We start from the raw sequence: 16218 nt of genomic DNA, 5'->3' as shown, positions 1-16218 counted from the left end.
GGTGGCCGTCCTCCCTACATCGCGCGGAACTTGTGCACGTAGGTGCGGCTGACCGGCAGCTCGCCGTCGTAGCCGCGGATGCGCAGGTACAGGCGGCTGGCCTCGTCGCGGCGCATGCTTTCCAGGTGGTCCATGTTGACCAGGGTGGAGCGGTGCACCTGCCAGAACTGTTCGGGGTCGAGCTGGGCGGCGAGATCCGCGATCGCGGTGCGGATCAGGCGCTCGCCAGCGGCAGTCTGCACCACGGTGTACTTGTGGTCGGCGTGGAAGAACAGGACGTCGTTGACCGGCACCTGCAAGGTCAGCTCGCCATGGGCGGCGCGTACATAGCGCAGCCGCGCCGGCGCGGGCACCGGCGGAGGCGCCATCCGCGCCAGGGCGGTGGCCAGGCGCGCGTCGGGCTCGTTCGGCTCGCGGGCGGAGCGGACGCGCTCGAGCGTACGGGCAAGCCGCGCATTGCTCACCGGCTTGAGAACGTAGTCCAGGGCGGCATGCTCGAATGCCTGCACGGCGAACTGGTCGTAGGCGGTCACGAACACGACGCGGGTCGGACCCTCGATGCCTTCGGCGACCTGGAGCCCGGTCATGCCGGGCATCTGGATGTCGAGGAAAGCCAGGTCCGGCTCCAGCTCGGCGATGCCCCGGGCCGCTTCCAGGCCGTCGTGCGCGACGCACACGATGTCGAGTTCCGGCCACAGCGCGGCAAGCTGCTCGCACAGGAAGTCGGCAAGGTGGGGCTCGTCGTCGGCGATCAGGGCGCGCAGCGTGGTCATTCCTGCATTGTAGCGCTACACCCGGTCAATACACCAGTGGGCAGGCAGGCAGCCGCTTGCCGTTCGTCGCAGCCATTGTCGATCCGTCGCATTTGGTTGATCCGGCCGCCGGGATGTGCCATTCTGGCTCCATGAATGCTCGACAAACCCTGCTGCACTCCCTGCGCTCCGCGCTCGTGCTGAAGAAGCGGCGCGAGGAGCCCGCGTGGGCGCAAATCCTGGCAAGCGTCCTGCTGGTGCTGGCCGTCGTGCTGATGCTGTTCCTGGTATCGGTGTTCCTGATGGCCCAACCGGAAGCCAAATGGTGGGTCGGGTCGGTCATCGTCAACTTCCAGATCGGGGCCGGCGCCGGCTGCACCATGCTGGCGATGCTGCGCCTGGTGGAGAAGCTGCTGCCGCTGAAGACCCTCGACGCCCTCGCAGCCATGAAGGACTGGCGCCCGGTGGCGCTGACCAGCGTGCTGCTGCTGGCCGGCATGGCCTTGGGAACGCGGCTTTCCTACGTCCTGGTGAACTACGTGCATGACTACGACATGTGGAAAAAGCTGTTCGATGCGCCCCTCGTCCAGCTCAAGTTCCTCATCTTCGCCGGGCTGGTGGCCGTGGCGAACTGGCTGTGGTGGCTGCTGCAGGCGAAGGACCGGGCGCTTGCGCACCAGGCGACCGAATCCCAGCTGCGCATGCTGCAGGCCCAGATCGAACCGCACTTCCTGTTCAACACGCTGGCCAACGTCCAGAGCCTGATCCGCAGCGATCCGCAATGCGCCCAGCTGATGCTCGAGTCCTTCACCGACTACTTGCGCGCCAGCATGGTGCAGATGCGCGACAGCGACATCAGCCTGGACGTGGAGCTCGAGACGGTGCGCAGCTATCTCCAGCTGATGCAGATCCGCATGGGGCGCCGCCTGCAATTCGTCATCGACGCCGAGGCGGCGGCATGCCGCGCGATGCTGCCGCCCCTCCTGGTGCAGCCGCTGGTGGAAAACGCGGTGCATCACGGCCTGGAAGGAAAGCTGGGCGGGGGCAGCGTGCGCCTGTCCGCCCGTGTGCACGATGGACTGCTCGAGATTCGCGTTGACGACGACGGACTGGGGCTTGCAGGTGAGCGAGGTGGTGCGCCGGGCGGCGCGCGCGCCGGCGCCGGCATGGCGCTGAAAAATATCCGTGCGCGCCTGCAGACGCGCTACGGCAGCGCGGCCAGCCTGCACATCGAGCCCTGCGAAGTAGGTGTGTGTGCGACCTTGACCGTGCCTTACCGGCCTGGCGCGGCACAGCAGGCGGCCCAGGCAGTGCAGGACCTTGCGCGCCCTGTGACGACGGCCTGACCGCGCCACCGCTCTCGGCAGCGTGGTCTGCCGTTTTGCCGCGGCCCCCGATTTTCTATACACTCTCCGTGCCGCGCCCACAAGGTGCGGACAGCCCAACAAAAAAACGGAGAATAGAACAGCATGCGCGCGCGCCAGATCCCCCTGTCTTCCCTGATCGTCCTTGCCGGCCTCGGCGTCCTTTCGTCGGCCCATGCCGACACCGTCATCACCAACGCCAACGGCTATACGCTGAACGCCAAGGGCGAGCTGGTGCAGTTCAGCGCGCTGGCCTTCGACGACCGCGGACGCATCCTCGCAGTGGGCTCGAATGCCGAGGTGACGGCCAAGGCCAGGAACGCACGCCAGGTGGACATGCAGGGCCGCACCGTGCTGCCGGGCCTGATCGACGCCCACGGCCACGTGTTCGGCCTGGGCCTGCAGCTGACCCAGCTCGACCTGTCCGGCACCACCTCGCTGGCCGGCGCCACCCAGGCGATTGCCGCGTATGCGAAGGCGAACGCGAACCAGGCCTGGATCCGCGGCCGCGGCTGGAACCAGGAGAACTGGAAGCTGGGCCGCTTCCCGACCGCCGCCGAACTCGACGCCGTCGTCAGCGACCGCCCGGTCTGGCTGGAGCGCGTCGACGGCCATGCGGGCTGGGCCAACAGCCGCACGCTGGCGCTGGCCGGCATCACGAAGACGACGCCGGACCCGGCCGGCGGCAAGATCATGCGCGACGCGAACGGCGACGCCACCGGCGTGCTGGTCGATGCGGCCCAGGAGCTGGTGACCAAGGTCATGCCGGCCCAAACCGAGCTTGAGGCCCGCATGGTGCTGGACCGCTCGCTGCAGGAGATTACGCGCATGGGCCTGACCGCCGTGCACGATGCCGGCATCGGCGTGGCGGAAGACCGCCTGTACCGCGACTACGCCGACAAGAAGAAACTCACCACCCGCGTCTACGCAATGATCGGCGGCACCGGCGAGGATTTTGACCAATTGGCAAAAAATGGCCCGCTGCACAACTACGCCGACGGCATGTACGCGCTGCGTTCCGTCAAGCTGTACTCGGACGGCGCGCTGGGCAGCCGCGGCGCGGCCCTGCTCAAGCCCTACAGCGACGAAGCGCATTCCCACGGCCTGCTGTTCTTCAAGACCGCGCAGATGGACGCCATGATGAGCAAGGCCATGCGCAAGGGCTACCAGCTCAACGTGCACGCGATCGGCGACGCCGGCAACAAGCAGCTGCTCGACATCTACCAGAAACGCGTCGCCGACACCAAAAGTGCGGGCCAGCGCCACCGCATCGAACACGCCCAGGTGGTGGCGCCGGCCGACATCCCGCGCTTCAAGTCGATCGGCATCATCCCGTCGATGCAGCCGACCCACGCGACCTCGGACAAGAACATGGCCGAGACCCGCATCGGCCCGGAACGCATCAAGGGCGCCTACGCCTGGCGCAGCTTCCTGCACCAGGGTTCGCGCGTCGCCTGCGGCTCCGACTTCCCGGTCGAGTCGCCCAACCCCTTCTTCGGCATCCACGCCGCCGTGACCCGCATGGACCACGCCGGCCAGCCGGTGGCGGGCTGGTACCCGAACCAGGCGATGTCGCTCAAGGAAGCCTTCCGCTGCTTCACGCTGGACGCGGCTTACGCCGGCCACCAGGAAAACACGCTGGGCACGCTGGAGCCTGGCAAGCACGCCGACTTCATCGTGATCGACCGCGACCTGTTCCGCATGCCGACTTACGACATCTTCAAGACCGGCGTGCTGGAGACCTGGGTGGGCGGGAAGCAGGTGTTCAAGAAGTAGGCGGATGAACCGTAGGGTGGTCGGCTTCGCCGACCGCGCGTTCAATCAGTCGATGAGTAGATGCGCTATATCTATTCACGGGAAATTTGAACGCGCGGTCGGCAGAGCGTGGTCCAGTCCACTGGACTGGACCACCCCTACCAAGGCAACAAAACCGCTACTTAAACCGGTTGACTTGGTTGTATAGACAACTTAGACTCATTGCTGATTCCAACCCAGGAGCCGCCATGAACCCACCGATGCCCCACGACCCCCGTTTCGATCCCGCGCGCGTCATCCGCGCCCCGCGCGGCAGCGAGCTTTCCTGCAAGAGCTGGCTGACCGAAGCGGCCTACCGCATGATCCAGAATAACCTCGACAGCGAGGTGGCCGAGAATCCGCAGGCACTGGTGGTCTACGGCGGCATCGGGCGCGCCGCCCGCAACTGGGAATGCTACGACCAGATCATCGCCTCGCTGCGCGCGCTGGAAGACGACCAGACCCTGCTCATCCAGTCGGGCAAGCCGGTCGGCGTGTTCCGCACCCACGCGGATGCGCCGCGCGTGCTGCTGGCGAACTCCAACCTGGTGCCGAAATGGGCCAACTGGGAACACTTCAATGAACTGGACCGCAAGGGCCTGTTCATGTACGGCCAGATGACCGCCGGCAGCTGGATCTACATCGGCACCCAGGGCATCGTGCAGGGCACCTACGAAACCTTCGCCGAAGCAGGGCGCCAGCACTTCGGCGGCGACATGGCGGGACGCTGGATTCTCACCGCCGGCCTGGGTGGCATGGGCGGCGCCCAGCCGCTGGCCGCGACCTTCGCCGGCGCGGTCTCGCTCAACATCGAATGCCAGCAGAGCAGCATCGACTTCCGCCTGCGCACCCGCTACCTCGACAAGCAGGCGAAAGACATCGACGAAGCGCTGGCGATGATCGAGGAATACACGGGCAAGCGCGAAGCCGTCTCCATCGGCCTGCTCGGCAATGCCGCCGACGTGCTGCCGGAACTGGTGCGGCGTGCACGCGCGGGCGGCCTGGTGCCGGACCTGGTCACCGACCAGACTTCGGCCCATGACCTGATCAACGGCTACCTGCCTTCCGGCTGGACCGTGGAAGAATGGAAGGCGGCCCAGCAGGATCCGGCCCAGCATGGGCGCCTGAAGGCCGCCGCGGCGGCGTCCTGCGCCGTGCATGTGCGCGCCATCCTCGACTTCAAGGCCCTGGGATCCTATGCCGTCGATTACGGCAATAATATCCGCCAGGTGGCCAAGGACGAAGGCGTCGAGAATGCCTTCGACTTCCCGGGCTTCGTGCCGGCCTACATCCGCCCCCAGTTCTGCGAGGGCCGCGGCCCGTTCCGCTGGGTGGCGCTGTCGGGCGATCCGGAAGACATTTATAAAACGGATGCGAAGATCAAGGAGCTGTTCCCGCAGCATGCGCGCGTGCACCGCTGGCTCGACATGGCGCGCGAACGCATCGCCTTCCAGGGCCTGCCGGCGCGCATCTGCTGGCTGGGCCTGGGCGAGCGCCACCTGGCCGGCCTGGCCTTCAACGAGATGGTGCGCACCGGCGAACTGAAGGCGCCGATCGTGATCGGCCGCGACCACCTCGACACCGGCTCGGTGGCGAGCCCGAACCGCGAGACCGAAGCCATGCGCGACGGCACCGACGCGGTGTCGGACTGGCCGCTGCTCAATGCCTTGCTGAACACGGCCGGCGGCGCCACCTGGGTGTCGCTGCACCACGGCGGCGGCGTGGGCATGGGCTATTCGCAACACTCGGGCGTGGTCATCGTGGCCGACGGCACCGGGGCGGCGGCGCGGCGCCTGGCGCGCGTGCTGGTGAACGACAGCGGCTCGGGCGTGATGCGCCATGCCGACGCCGGCTATGAAAGCGCGATCGACACGGCCAAGCGCAATGGCCTGAACCTCCCGATGATCAAGTAAGGCTGTCAACGACATGAACGACTTTCACCACCATTCGCAACCCCTGATCCTGCAACCCGGCGCGCTGGCGCTGTCCGACCTGCGCGCCGCCTGGGCCGCCCACGGGCCCCTGCGCCTCGCGCCCGAGGCCTGGAAGGCCGTCGACGCCTCCTGCGCCCTGGTGCAGCAGATCACCGCCAAGGGCGACCCGGCCTATGGCATCAACACCGGCTTCGGCATCCTGGCCAAGGCCCACATCCCGAATGAGCAGCTGGAAGCGCTGCAGCGCAACCTGATCCTGTCGCACGCGGTCGGCACGGGCGAGCTCATCGCCGACAACATCGTGCGCCTGATCCTGCTGACCAAGATCGGCAGCCTGGCGCGCGGCTATTCCGGCGTGCGCCCCCTCATCATCGAGACCCTGATCGCCCTGTACAACGCGGGCATCATGCCGGCCATCCCATGCCAGGGGTCGGTCGGCGCCTCGGGCGACCTGGCGCCGCTGGCCCACATGACCCTGGCCATGCTGGGCGTGGGGCCGGTACGCTATCGCGGCGAACTGATGGACGCTTCCAGGGCGCTGGCCGACGCCGGCATTGCGCCGGTCACCCTGGCCGCCAAGGAAGGCCTGGCCCTGATCAACGGCACCCAGGTGTCCACCGCGCTGGCGCTGCACGGCCTGTTCATGGCCGAACGCCTGTTGGCGGCCGGCATGGTGGCGGGCGCCCTGTCGGTCGACGCGGCGCGCGGCAGCGATGCGCCTTTCGATGCGCGCATCCATGCGGTGCGCGGCCAGCCGGGCCAGATCGCGGCAGCAGGCATCTACCGCGAGCTGATGCAGGGCAGCGCGATCCGCGCCTCGCACCTGGTGGGCGACGAGCGCGTGCAGGACCCGTACAGCCTGCGCTGCCAGCCGCAGGTGATGGGCGCGGCGATGGACCTGATCGCCAACGCCGGCCGCACCCTGCTGATCGAGGCCAATGCCGTCACCGACAACCCATTGCTGTTCCCTGACGATGGTGCGATCGTCTCGGGCGGTAACTTCCACGCCGAGCCGGTCGCCTTCGCCGCCGACACGCTGGCGCTGGCCATCGCCGAGATCGGCGCCCTGTCGGAACGCCGCATCGCGCTGCTGATCGACGCCAACCTGTCGGGCCTGCCGGCCTTCCTGGTGAAGGAACCGGGCCTGAATTCCGGCTTCATGATCGCCCACGTCACCGCCGCCGCGCTGGCTTCGGAAAACAAGTCGCTGGCCCACCCGGCCAGCGTCGACAGCCTGCCGACCTCGGCCAACCAGGAAGACCACGTCAGCATGGCGACCTTCGCGGCGCGCCGTCTGGATCAGATGGCGCACAATACGTCCGTGATCGTGGGCATCGAACTGCTGGCCGCGGCGCAGGGCATCGAGTTCCACCGCCCGCTGCAGAGTTCGGAGCACCTCGAGCACGTGCACGCGCAGCTGCGCGCGCGGGTGGCGCCCTACGACGCGGACCGTTTCTTCGCCCCGGACATCGAGGCCGCGCGCCTGATGGTCGTGCGCGGCGAGCTGTCCGCCTCGTGCAAGGAACTGTTCACCGTACTGCACCCCTAATTGAGACAAAGCGCATCAGGAGAGGCAATGGATTTCCGGTTCAAGGCAGGCAGGCTTCCCATCCTCGTGTCGATGCCCCATGCGGGCACCGACATCCCGGACGAGGTCGCGTCGACCATGGCGCCCTGCGCCACGGCGCGCGCCGACACCGACTGGCACCTGCCCGAACTGTACGGCTTCCTCGCCGAGATGGGCGTCTCGACCATTTCGGCACGCTGGTCGCGCTACCTCATCGACCTGAACCGTCCGCCCGAGAACACCAACCTGTATCCCGGCATGGACACCACCGGCCTGTGCCCGGTCGATACCTTCGGCCGCGAGAGACTGTACCTGCCCGGCAAGATGCCGGATGAGGTCGAAGTGCGCCGCAGGCTGGAGCGCTACTGGAGGCCCTACCACCAGCAGCTGGGCGCCGAGATCGAGCGCCTGAAGCGGGAGTTCGGCCGCGTAGTGCTGTGGGATGCGCATTCGATTGCATCGATCGTGCCGCGTTTCTTCGAAGGCCGCCTGCCGGACCTGAATTTCGGCACCGCCGACGGCAAGTCCTGTGAACCCGGCCTGGAACAGGCGGTGCTGGGCGTGGCGCGCGCCCAGCACCGTTTCAGCATCGCCGTCAACGGCCGCTTCAAGGGAGGCCACATCACGCGCCACTACGGCCAGCCGGAAAAGGGCGTGCATGCGATCCAGCTCGAGATGTGCCAGTGCCTGTACATGAACGAGGCGGCCCCGTTCGAATACCGTCCGGACGTGGCGGCCGCCGTGCAGCCGCTGCTGGAGGACATGATCGGCGCCGCCGCAGGGTGGGCGCAAGCGGCGCAAGGGGAGCGCGCGTGAGAGCCCTGTTCGCCCGCCACGCCTTGCTGCCCGAGGGCTGGCGTCGCGACGTGCTGCTCGAATGGGAAGCCGGGGGCGACCTGACCCGCGTCGAGGCGCAGGCCACGGCGCCCCTCGGTGCGCCGCGCGCCGACTATGTGTTGCCGGGCATGGTCAACCTGCATTCGCATGCCTTCCAGCGCGCGCTGGGCGGGTTGACCGAGCGCGCGGGCGAGGGGCCGGACAGCTTCTGGACCTGGCGCGACCTGATGTACCGTTTCGCCGCGCGCATCACGCCCGAACAGATCGAGGCCATCGCCGCCCAGTTGTTCGTGGAATGCCTGCGCCACGGCTATACCTCGCTGTGCGAATTCCACTACCTGCAACGCGATCCCGATGGCGGGGCGTATGGGCGCCCGGCCGAAACCGCCGAGCGCGTGGCTGCCGCCGGCCAGTCCACCGGCATGGGCCTGACCCTGTTGCCGGTGCTGTACAGCCATGCCGGTTTCGGCGCACAGCCGCTGCGCCCGGAGCAGCGGCGTTTCCGTACCAGCGTGGATGAGATCCTCGCGATCGTGGAGGCCCTCCAGCCCCTGCGCGGCGGCCAGCTCGAAGTCGGCGCCGCGCCCCATTCGCTGCGGGCGGCAAGCATCGCACAGGTGCGCGAGCTGGCGGCCGGCCTGCCGGCAGGGCGCCCGCTGCACATCCATATTGCGGAGCAGATGCCGGAAGTCGAGCAGAGCATCGCTTTCTCGGGCCGCCGTCCGGTCGAATACCTGATGGAGCAGGTCGCGGTCGATGAACGCTGGTGCCTGGTGCATGCGACCCACCTGATTGAAGAGGAAGTGGCCGCGGTAGCGCGCAGCGGCGCGGTCGCCGGCCTGTGCCCGACCACCGAAGCCAACCTGGGGGACGGGCTGTTCCCGCTGCCGGCCTTCATCGCGCTCGGCGGCCGCTTCGGCATCGGCAGCGACAGCCACGTATCGCAAAGCCCGGTCGAAGAGCTGCGCTGGCTGGAGTACGGCCAGCGCCTTGTCCACCAGCGCCGCAACATCGCCGTATCGAGCCAACCCGGACCTCAACAGCGCGACGTCGGCCAGTACTTGTGGCAGACTGCCTTGCGTGGCGGCGCGCAGGCGGCCGGCCGCCGGGTGGGCGCGCTCGCGGAAGGCCTGCGCGCCGACCTGCTGGTGCTGGACGGGAGCCATCCGAACCTGGATGGCGTGGCGGGCGAGGACGTGCTCGGCCGCTTCCTGTTCTGCGGTAACGACAACCTGGTGCGCGATGTGCTGTGCGGCGGCCGATGGGTGGTGCAGGCGGGACGCCATGTGGCGCAGGACGCGGTCACGCAGCGCTACCGCCAGGCCATGCACGAATTGCGCGAATCAAGTAGGAGCTGAGCCGATGACCGTACTGATTCCCTTCGCAGGACTGGCGCCGGTGCCGTGGAAAAACGGCGGCGGCAGCACCATCGAAATCGCCATCGGTCCGCAGGAAGCCGGTTTCGAGGATTTCGACTGGCGCGTGAGCCTGGCCACCATCGAGAAAGATGGTGCGTTCTCGCTGTTTCCCGGTGTCGACCGTACGCTGGTGCTGGTCGGGGGCCATGGCATGACCCTGGAAATCGACGGCGAACCGCAGCTGGTGACCGAGCTCGAGCCGGTGGTGGCCTTCGATGGCGCGTCGAACGTGACCGCCAAGCTCAGCCGCGGCCCGAGCACCGACTTCAACGTCATGACGCGCAGCGAGCGCTGCTACCACACCTTCGGGCGCCGCCGCCTGTCGGGCGACTCGACCTTTGTCGCGCGCGCGGAGGTGACCGTGCTGTTCCTGGCCGAGGGCGACGCCCTCGAACTGCGCAGCGAACAGGAACGCATCGGCATGGTGCGCTACGACGCGGTGCTGCTGGAGCCCGGCTCGACATGGAAGCTCGACGCGGGGCAGGGCATGATCTACATCGTGGACGTCTGGTACCACGAGGACGAGGAAGACGAAGAACACTATGAGTGACGCCGCGGACCTCCTGTTCACCAACGTGCACCTGGCGACGATGGCGGACGGCGACGGCGAAGGGTATGGAGAACTGCGCGACGCGGCCCTGGCCGTGAAGGATGGCCGCATCGCCTGGCTCGGCGCGCGCCGCGCTGCGCCGCCGGCGCGTGCGGAGCACGACTGCGGCGGGGCGTGGATGACGCCTGGCCTGGTCGACTGCCACACCCACGTCGTCCATGCGGGCAACCGCAGCAACGAGTGGGAAGCGCGCCTGAACGGCGCCACCTACGAGGACATCGCGCGCCAGGGTGGCGGCATCATGTCGACGGTGCGCGCCACGCGCGAGGCGAGCGTGGAGACGCTGCTGGACCAAAGCCTGCCGCGCGTGGCCAGGCTGCTCTCCGAAGGCGTCACCACGCTCGAGATCAAGTCCGGCTACGGGCTGGCGCTGGACGCCGAGGCGAACATGCTGCGCGCTGCGCGCCAGGTGGGGCAGCGCCTGCCGGTGCGGGTCGCCACCACCTTCCTCGGCGCCCATGCGCTGCCGCCCGAATTCGCGGGACGGCCCGACGACTATGTGACCGAGCTGTGCGAACGCATGCTGCCGCAGCTGGCCGCCGAGGGGCTGGTCGACGCGGTGGACGCCTTCTGCGAACGGATCGGCTTCACCAGCGCGCAGACCGAACGCGTGTTCCTGGCCGCGCGCGGGCTCGGCCTGCCGGTCAAGCTGCATGCCGAGCAGCTGTCGGATCAGGGCGGGGCCGAACTGGTGGCGCGCCACCAGGGCCTGTCGGCCGACCACCTCGAATACCTGAGCGAGGCCGGCATCGCGGCGATGGCGCAAGCCGGCACGGTAGCCGTGCTGCTGCCGGGCGCCTACTACTTCCTGCGCGAGACGGTACAGCCGCCGGTGGCGGCCTTGCGCGCGGCCGGGGTGCCGATGGCGGTGGCCACCGACTGCAATCCCGGCACGTCGCCCATGACATCGCTGCTGCTGGCCATGAGCATGGCCTGTACCCTGTGGCGCCTGACGCCGCAGGAAGCGCTGCGCGGCGCAACCCGCCACGCCGCGCGTGCACTCGGCCTGCAGGATGACATTGGCACGCTGGAAACGGGAAAGCGGGCCGACCTGGCCCTATGGGACATTGCCCGGCCGGCCGACCTGGCCTATGCGATGGGCTCGAATCCCTGCCGCGTCGTGGTGAATGGCGGCGTGCTCCGGCCCGCACACATCGCCGTCCAGTAAGATCGTCATCGTCGCACCGGATAGGCCGGCGCCCAAGTTCGTGCAGACGGCAGTAGCCCCGACTTCTTACGCGTGCACAAGCACGCTGCGTCTGAATCTCGTCCCCTTGACTCACGTCAAACCATCAAATACCAACTGGGGAATGATCACTTCAAGGGCAACATCAACAATCCCGTAACAAGGGTAAGCAGATGTAAAGCTTAATTGATCATTAAGAATCCGCACCTATAGTAAGAGCGTTGATTCACCATCTCCCCTCCCCATTTGACGAAAATGGGTTCGCCCACGGCGCCTCAAGGCCCCGTGGGTTTTTTCTTGCCGCCGTCCTATTGGCCGCTGCCTGCGCTCAGGCGCGGCGTTCGGCCAGCGCGGTGAGGGTATCGCCGGTAAGGCGGCAGATGCGCCAGTCGGGCAGGATGTCCGCGCCCATCTGCTGGTAGAAGCCGATGGCCGGCGCGTTCCAGTCGAGTACCGACCATTCGAAGCGGCCGCATTCCCGTTCCACGGCGATCTGCGCGAGGCGGGTCAGCATCCGGGTGCCATAGCCCTTGCCGCGGTGCGACTGGCGCACGTACAGGTCTTCGAGATACAGGCCCTTCTTGGTCAGGAAGGTCGAGAAGTTATGGAAGAACAGCGCGAAGCAGACCACTTCGCCGTCTTCCTCGCCGATGATGGCTTCGCAGGATGGACGTGCGCCGAACAGGCCTTCGTGCAGCAGGGCTTCGGTGGCCACCACCAGGTGTTCGAGTTTCTCGAACACGGCCAGCTCCAGGATCATGGCGTGGATGTGGGCGACGTCGGAAGTATGGGCGGGACGGATGGAGAAGGTGGTCATGGGGTTTCGAGTGGGTTGTTCAGGGTTGCGCTTGCTGCCTTCTTGTCCGCGGGCGCACGCAGGGCCCAGGCCACGCTGGCCAGGCACAGGATCATGCCGGCGAATTCGACCGGGCCGGGACGGTAGCCTTCGAGCTTGATCGACAGCAGCACCGACAGCACCGGCGTGATGACGCCGATGTACACGGTCTTCTGCGCGCCGATGCGTCCGATGAGGGTGAAGTAGCCGAAGAAGGCGATCACCGAGCCGAAGATCGACAGGTAGACCAGGCCGGCCCAGTAGGTCGGGCTGTCTGGCAGCACGAAGCTGTCGCCATGCGCCAGCGACCACACGGTGACGAGGCAGGCGCCCCACAGCATCGACCAGGCCATGGTGAGCGGCAGGTTGGCGCATTGATCCTTAACCTTGCTGACCACGATGCTGCCGGCCGAACTGGCGATGGTCGCGGCCAGCGCCAGGATCACGCCGGCGATGAAGGCCGGGCTGCCGCCCGCCTGGTAATCGCGCCAGGCGGTGCCGATCGAATGCCAGAACAGCAGGGCGACGCCGGCGATGGCGACCACGCCGCAAGCGATGGTGCGGCGGTTGATGGCGGTCCCGAAAAACAGGCTGCTCAGCAGCGGCGTCCAGAACACCATCAGCGCGAACACTACCGCTACCAGGCCCGAGACCACGTACTGCTCGGATTGATAGGTGCAGAGGTAGGAGATGCAGAAGGTGAGCACGCCCTGCAGCGCCATCCAGCCGTGCGTACGCAGCGGCAGGCGCAGGCTGTCGCGCCGCGCCAGGCAGATGAGGAACAGGGTGGCCGCGGCCAGGAAGAAGCGGTAGGCGACCGACACGGCGGGCGGCGCTTCGCCCAGTTGCAGGGTGATGGCGTAGAAGGTCGAGCCCCAGATCAGGGAGGCGACGGTGAAGAGGACGGAGGAGGGCATCGTGCGAGTATACGTGCTCCGCCGTTTTATTGCAGTGGTAGCGTGGGCGGATTTTCCGCCCACGCGGTGATCGTTATCCGATGAAGTGCCGAACTGGCTGCTCTTGCATGGTTTGAACGCGCGGTCGGCAAAGCCGACCACCCTACGTTAATACGCGAGGTTCATGCGGCGGTACAGGAAGGACAGCACGAACAGCGGCCCGATCAGCAGGAAGCGCAGGTCCTCGAAGAACGAGGGCTTCTTGCCTTCGATCTTGTGGCCGACGAACTGGCCGATCCAGGCCACCACGAAGATGGCGATCGACACCGGCAGCACCGTTCCCTCCGGCAGCAGCGACAGCAGGCCCAGCATCACGGCGCTCATCAGGCCCATGCCGATGGCGAAGCTGCGCGACAGCCGCAGGTAGTAGTAGAGCGAGGCCAGCGTCGTGGCGATTGCCACCACCGGGTGGATCGCCCACAGGATGCCCAGCAGGCTCAGGACGATCAGGGGAATGCACACGAAGTGGATGATCTCGTTCGTGTGGTTGCGGTGGCTGTCGGCGTAGCGCGCCAGCAGGATGTCGATGTTGCGTGGGTGCGAGCTGTGGTTCATGCCTGTCTCCGTGTGCGCTCTTGTTGCGCCCGATTCTACACCGTCTCCAGCTCCTGCCGGACGCTTGGGCGCGGCGCCTGGAGGCGCAGGTTCGGATGCGCCGCGAACAGTTCGGAAATCCATTCGACGAACACGCGTACCTTGGCCGACAGGTGGCGGTTCTGCGGATAGACCACGTGCACCGGCAGCGGGTCGCTGCGCCATTCGGGCAGCACCGCCAGCATGCGCCCGGATGCGATGTGCTGCGCCAGCAGGTAGTCCGTCATCATGATGACCCCCAGTCCCGCCAGTCCCGCCTGCACGTAGGCGTTCGAGTCGTTCAGCGCGATCGCCCCCGGCAGCGCCACCTCGATGCGCTCGCCCTCGCGCGAGAAGTCCCACTTCGAGATCTTGCCGGTCTTGGCCGAGAAGTAGTTGACGCAGCGGTGGCGGTCCAGGTCGCGCGGATGCTGCGGCATCCCGAAGCGCTCGATATAGGCGGGTGAGGCGGCGGTGACGAAGTTGATCACGCCGATGCGGCGCGCGATCAGGTTCGGGTCTCCGAGATCGCCGCCGCGCACGGCGCAGTCCACGCCTTCTTCAACCAGGTCGACCGGGCGGTCGGTGCTGCCCAGCTCCATGGTGATGTCGGGGTAGCGTTCGAAGAAGGCGGGCAGGGCGGGGATCAGGATTTCCGAGGCCAGGCCGGTGGGCGTATCCACCCGCAGGCGCCCGCTCGGACTCAGGCGGTGGCGCGACAGCGATTCCTCGGCGTCGCGCACGTCCGACAGGATCTGCACGCAGCGCTCGTAATAGGCCGCGCCGTCCGAAGTGATCATCACCTGGCGCGTCGTGCGGTGCAGCAGCTTGACCGACAGCGTCGATTCCAGCGTCTGGACCAGGGTGGAGACGGTTGCCTTGGGCAGGTTCAGCATCTCGGCTGCCTTGGTGAAGCTGCCGCAATCGACCACCTGGATAAAGACTTCCATGGCCTGGAGCTTGTTCATCGACGCGTCCTCCTATTCGTGTTTTGGTTCATTGTTCGGCATTTTGAACAATCAATTCGTTGTTGACATCTTTATCCAATTCTAGTTGAAGACTATAGTGTGTGCATCGCAACAAATTGTAAACACATCGGGAGCGGGCCATGAGCATGCGGGACGGAATCTTCACCACGGTAGCAGTGGCCCTGAGCGGGGTGGCGCTGGCAGGCCTGCTGGGGACCGACGCCTATTCGAAGGCGGCCGGCGCGGAAGCGCGCGGCCTGAAGGCGCTCTCGATGCAGGTCGAAATGGGTTGCGAGGAATGCCCCGCATCGCAGGCCGACCGCCTGGCTGCCGCATCGCAGGGGGCAGGCCAATGAGCGCGGTGCTCGAGCGGATGGGCGTCGCGGCCGAGGAAGCCGCGGGTGAGGTGGACGTGCGCGCGCTCGACGTCGGCGGCGCCCAGGGGCCGCTGGGGGCGCGCCTGTACACGGCGGGCGTCAGCACGAAGCGCGATACCCTGATCGTGTTCTTTCACGGCGGCGGTTTCGTCTCGGGCGACCTCGAGGAAGCCGACCAGATCCTGCGCCGCCTGGCCCAGTGCAGCGAGGAGCGCGCCGTGCTGGCATCGAACTACACGCTGGCCACGACCAGTCCCTTCCCGGCCGCGGTGGAGGATGCGCACGCGGTGCTGCTGTGGACGACGAAGAACAAGGCGAAGCTCGGCTGGTCCGGCAAGAAGCTGGTGGTGATGGGGATCGAAGCGGGCGCCAACCTGGCCGCGGTGTGCGCCCTGATGGCGCGCGACCGCGCCGCACCGAAGCTGGCCGGCCAGATCCTGATCATGCCGATGCTCGACCCGGGCCTGTCGACCTGCTCGATGCGCCAGATGAACGCGTGCCCGGACCGCGAAAAGCTCACCAGCACCTGCGCGGAAGGCTACCGGGGCTACCTCCCGCATGCCGCCGACCGCGCGCATCCGTACGCCTCGCCGCTGCGTTCGACGAGACTGAAGAATTTGCCGCCGGCCCTGATCCTGTCGGCCGAAGACGACCCATTGTGCGACGAGGCCGAACAATACGGCGCCAAACTGATCAATGCCGGCGTGCGCACCACGGTGCGGCGCATGCCGCCCGCTCCCCTGGTGGAGCCAGGAGGACGCAACGAGTGCGCATGTGAAGCGCATGCGCTGGGCGCGATCACGACCTTTCTTGCGGGATTGGATCGCTAAGGGATCAAGCTCAGCCAGCACCAGCCTTAACATCACTGCCTTCCAGGGGCCACGTGCCGTGCGCACGAGGGAGGCCCCGTTTTTCCCAAAAAATCGTCGCCCTGGCGACGTGAGGGACCGACTTACGAAAGAGGTGAGCCATGCAAGCAGCACCTGCCGACACCGGCGTCCGCCAGCGCTGTTGACGCCCGCGCCCCGGCCGTCCTGAGGCGGCCCG

Annotated in this window: 15 protein-coding genes; 10 read left to right on the top strand and 5 right to left on the bottom strand. The window is 67.2% G+C overall.

The window, feature by feature from the left end:
* Positions 1–14 precede the first annotated feature (14 nt).
* Complete coding sequence (locus tag AC56KL_RS14500; protein ID WP_497180865.1) at positions 15–773, bottom strand: LytR/AlgR family response regulator transcription factor; 759 nt, start codon at positions 771–773, stop codon at positions 15–17.
* Between the two features lie 131 nt (positions 774–904).
* Here AC56KL_RS14500 and AC56KL_RS14495 point away from each other — a divergent pair, with 131 nt between their 5' ends.
* From AC56KL_RS14495 to hutI, 8 genes are all read left to right on the top strand, one after another.
* On the top strand, positions 905–2098 hold the full coding sequence (locus tag AC56KL_RS14495; protein ID WP_497180864.1) for a sensor histidine kinase: 1194 nt from the start codon (positions 905–907) through the stop codon (positions 2096–2098).
* A 123-nt stretch (positions 2099–2221) separates the two neighbouring features.
* Positions 2222–3892 (top strand): amidohydrolase, encoded by a 1671-nt coding sequence (locus tag AC56KL_RS14490; protein ID WP_497180863.1) that lies wholly within the window; start codon positions 2222–2224, stop codon positions 3890–3892.
* A 227-nt stretch (positions 3893–4119) separates the two neighbouring features.
* Entirely contained in the window at positions 4120–5823 is a 1704-nt protein-coding gene (hutU, locus tag AC56KL_RS14485) for a urocanate hydratase (RefSeq protein ID WP_497180862.1), read from the top strand.
* Between the two features lie 13 nt (positions 5824–5836).
* Positions 5837–7393, top strand: coding sequence for a histidine ammonia-lyase (gene hutH, locus AC56KL_RS14480; RefSeq protein WP_497180861.1), 1557 nt, complete (start codon positions 5837–5839; stop codon positions 7391–7393).
* 27 nt (positions 7394–7420) lie between these two features.
* The gene (gene hutG, locus AC56KL_RS14475) at positions 7421–8227 is read left to right on the top strand and encodes an N-formylglutamate deformylase (RefSeq protein WP_497180860.1); all 807 of its coding nucleotides are present in this window, start codon (positions 7421–7423) and stop codon (positions 8225–8227) included.
* Entirely contained in the window at positions 8224–9606 is a 1383-nt protein-coding gene (locus tag AC56KL_RS14470) for a formimidoylglutamate deiminase (protein WP_497180859.1), read from the top strand. Before hutG ends, AC56KL_RS14470 begins: the two co-directional genes overlap by 4 nt.
* A gap of 4 nt (positions 9607–9610) precedes the next feature.
* Positions 9611–10216, top strand: coding sequence for a HutD/Ves family protein (locus AC56KL_RS14465; protein WP_497180858.1), 606 nt, complete (start codon positions 9611–9613; stop codon positions 10214–10216).
* Positions 10209–11444 carry an imidazolonepropionase gene (hutI, locus tag AC56KL_RS14460; protein ID WP_497180857.1) on the top strand — a complete coding sequence of 412 codons (1236 nt, stop codon included), beginning with the start codon at positions 10209–10211 and terminating at the stop codon, positions 11442–11444. Before AC56KL_RS14465 ends, hutI begins: the two co-directional genes overlap by 8 nt.
* A gap of 346 nt (positions 11445–11790) precedes the next feature.
* Here hutI and AC56KL_RS14455 read toward each other — a convergent pair whose 3' ends face one another.
* The 4 genes from AC56KL_RS14455 to AC56KL_RS14440 form a co-directional block, all read right to left on the bottom strand.
* Entirely contained in the window at positions 11791–12279 is a 489-nt protein-coding gene (locus tag AC56KL_RS14455) for a GNAT family N-acetyltransferase (RefSeq protein ID WP_497180856.1), read from the bottom strand.
* Positions 12276–13214 carry a DMT family transporter gene (locus AC56KL_RS14450; protein ID WP_497180855.1) on the bottom strand — a complete coding sequence of 313 codons (939 nt, stop codon included), beginning with the start codon at positions 13212–13214 and terminating at the stop codon, positions 12276–12278. The genes AC56KL_RS14455 and AC56KL_RS14450 overlap by 4 nt, the downstream gene beginning before the upstream one ends.
* A gap of 147 nt (positions 13215–13361) precedes the next feature.
* Complete coding sequence (locus tag AC56KL_RS14445; protein WP_497180854.1) at positions 13362–13808, bottom strand: Mpo1 family 2-hydroxy fatty acid dioxygenase; 447 nt, start codon at positions 13806–13808, stop codon at positions 13362–13364.
* Positions 13809–13843: 35 nt separating this feature from the next.
* Positions 13844–14794 carry a LysR family transcriptional regulator gene (locus tag AC56KL_RS14440; RefSeq protein WP_497180853.1) on the bottom strand — a complete coding sequence of 317 codons (951 nt, stop codon included), beginning with the start codon at positions 14792–14794 and terminating at the stop codon, positions 13844–13846.
* Between the two features lie 140 nt (positions 14795–14934).
* Here AC56KL_RS14440 and AC56KL_RS14435 point away from each other — a divergent pair, with 140 nt between their 5' ends.
* Positions 14935–15150: a hypothetical protein gene (locus tag AC56KL_RS14435; protein WP_497180852.1), complete on the top strand. Its 216-nt coding sequence runs from the start codon at positions 14935–14937 to the stop codon at positions 15148–15150.
* A complete protein-coding gene (locus AC56KL_RS14430) occupies positions 15147–16001 on the top strand; it encodes an alpha/beta hydrolase (RefSeq protein ID WP_497180851.1) in 855 nt (284 codons plus the stop codon). The genes AC56KL_RS14435 and AC56KL_RS14430 overlap by 4 nt, the downstream gene beginning before the upstream one ends.
* The last annotated feature ends 217 nt before the right edge of the window (positions 16002–16218 follow it).

The sequence above is a fragment of the Telluria sp. ZB4P34 genome, from assembly GCF_059686055.1.
The sequence above is the reverse complement of the archived record's forward strand: the minus strand, read 5'-3'. Positions and strand labels throughout refer to the sequence as shown.

Coding starts and splice junctions, on each gene's coding strand:
- AC56KL_RS14500 (WP_497180865.1), bottom strand. CDS start 773: ATGACCACGCTGCGCGCCCTGATCGCCGACGACGAGCCCCACCTTGCC.
- AC56KL_RS14495 (WP_497180864.1), top strand. CDS start 905: ATGAATGCTCGACAAACCCTGCTGCACTCCCTGCGCTCCGCGCTCGTG.
- AC56KL_RS14490 (WP_497180863.1), top strand. CDS start 2,222: ATGCGCGCGCGCCAGATCCCCCTGTCTTCCCTGATCGTCCTTGCCGGC.
- hutU (WP_497180862.1), top strand. CDS start 4,120: ATGAACCCACCGATGCCCCACGACCCCCGTTTCGATCCCGCGCGCGTC.
- hutH (WP_497180861.1), top strand. CDS start 5,837: ATGAACGACTTTCACCACCATTCGCAACCCCTGATCCTGCAACCCGGC.
- hutG (WP_497180860.1), top strand. CDS start 7,421: ATGGATTTCCGGTTCAAGGCAGGCAGGCTTCCCATCCTCGTGTCGATG.
- AC56KL_RS14465 (WP_497180858.1), top strand. CDS start 9,611: ATGACCGTACTGATTCCCTTCGCAGGACTGGCGCCGGTGCCGTGGAAA.
- hutI (WP_497180857.1), top strand. CDS start 10,209: ATGAGTGACGCCGCGGACCTCCTGTTCACCAACGTGCACCTGGCGACG.
- AC56KL_RS14455 (WP_497180856.1), bottom strand. CDS start 12,279: ATGACCACCTTCTCCATCCGTCCCGCCCATACTTCCGACGTCGCCCAC.
- AC56KL_RS14450 (WP_497180855.1), bottom strand. CDS start 13,214: ATGCCCTCCTCCGTCCTCTTCACCGTCGCCTCCCTGATCTGGGGCTCG.
- AC56KL_RS14445 (WP_497180854.1), bottom strand. CDS start 13,808: ATGAACCACAGCTCGCACCCACGCAACATCGACATCCTGCTGGCGCGC.
- AC56KL_RS14440 (WP_497180853.1), bottom strand. CDS start 14,794: ATGAACAAGCTCCAGGCCATGGAAGTCTTTATCCAGGTGGTCGATTGC.
- AC56KL_RS14435 (WP_497180852.1), top strand. CDS start 14,935: ATGAGCATGCGGGACGGAATCTTCACCACGGTAGCAGTGGCCCTGAGC.
- AC56KL_RS14430 (WP_497180851.1), top strand. CDS start 15,147: ATGAGCGCGGTGCTCGAGCGGATGGGCGTCGCGGCCGAGGAAGCCGCG.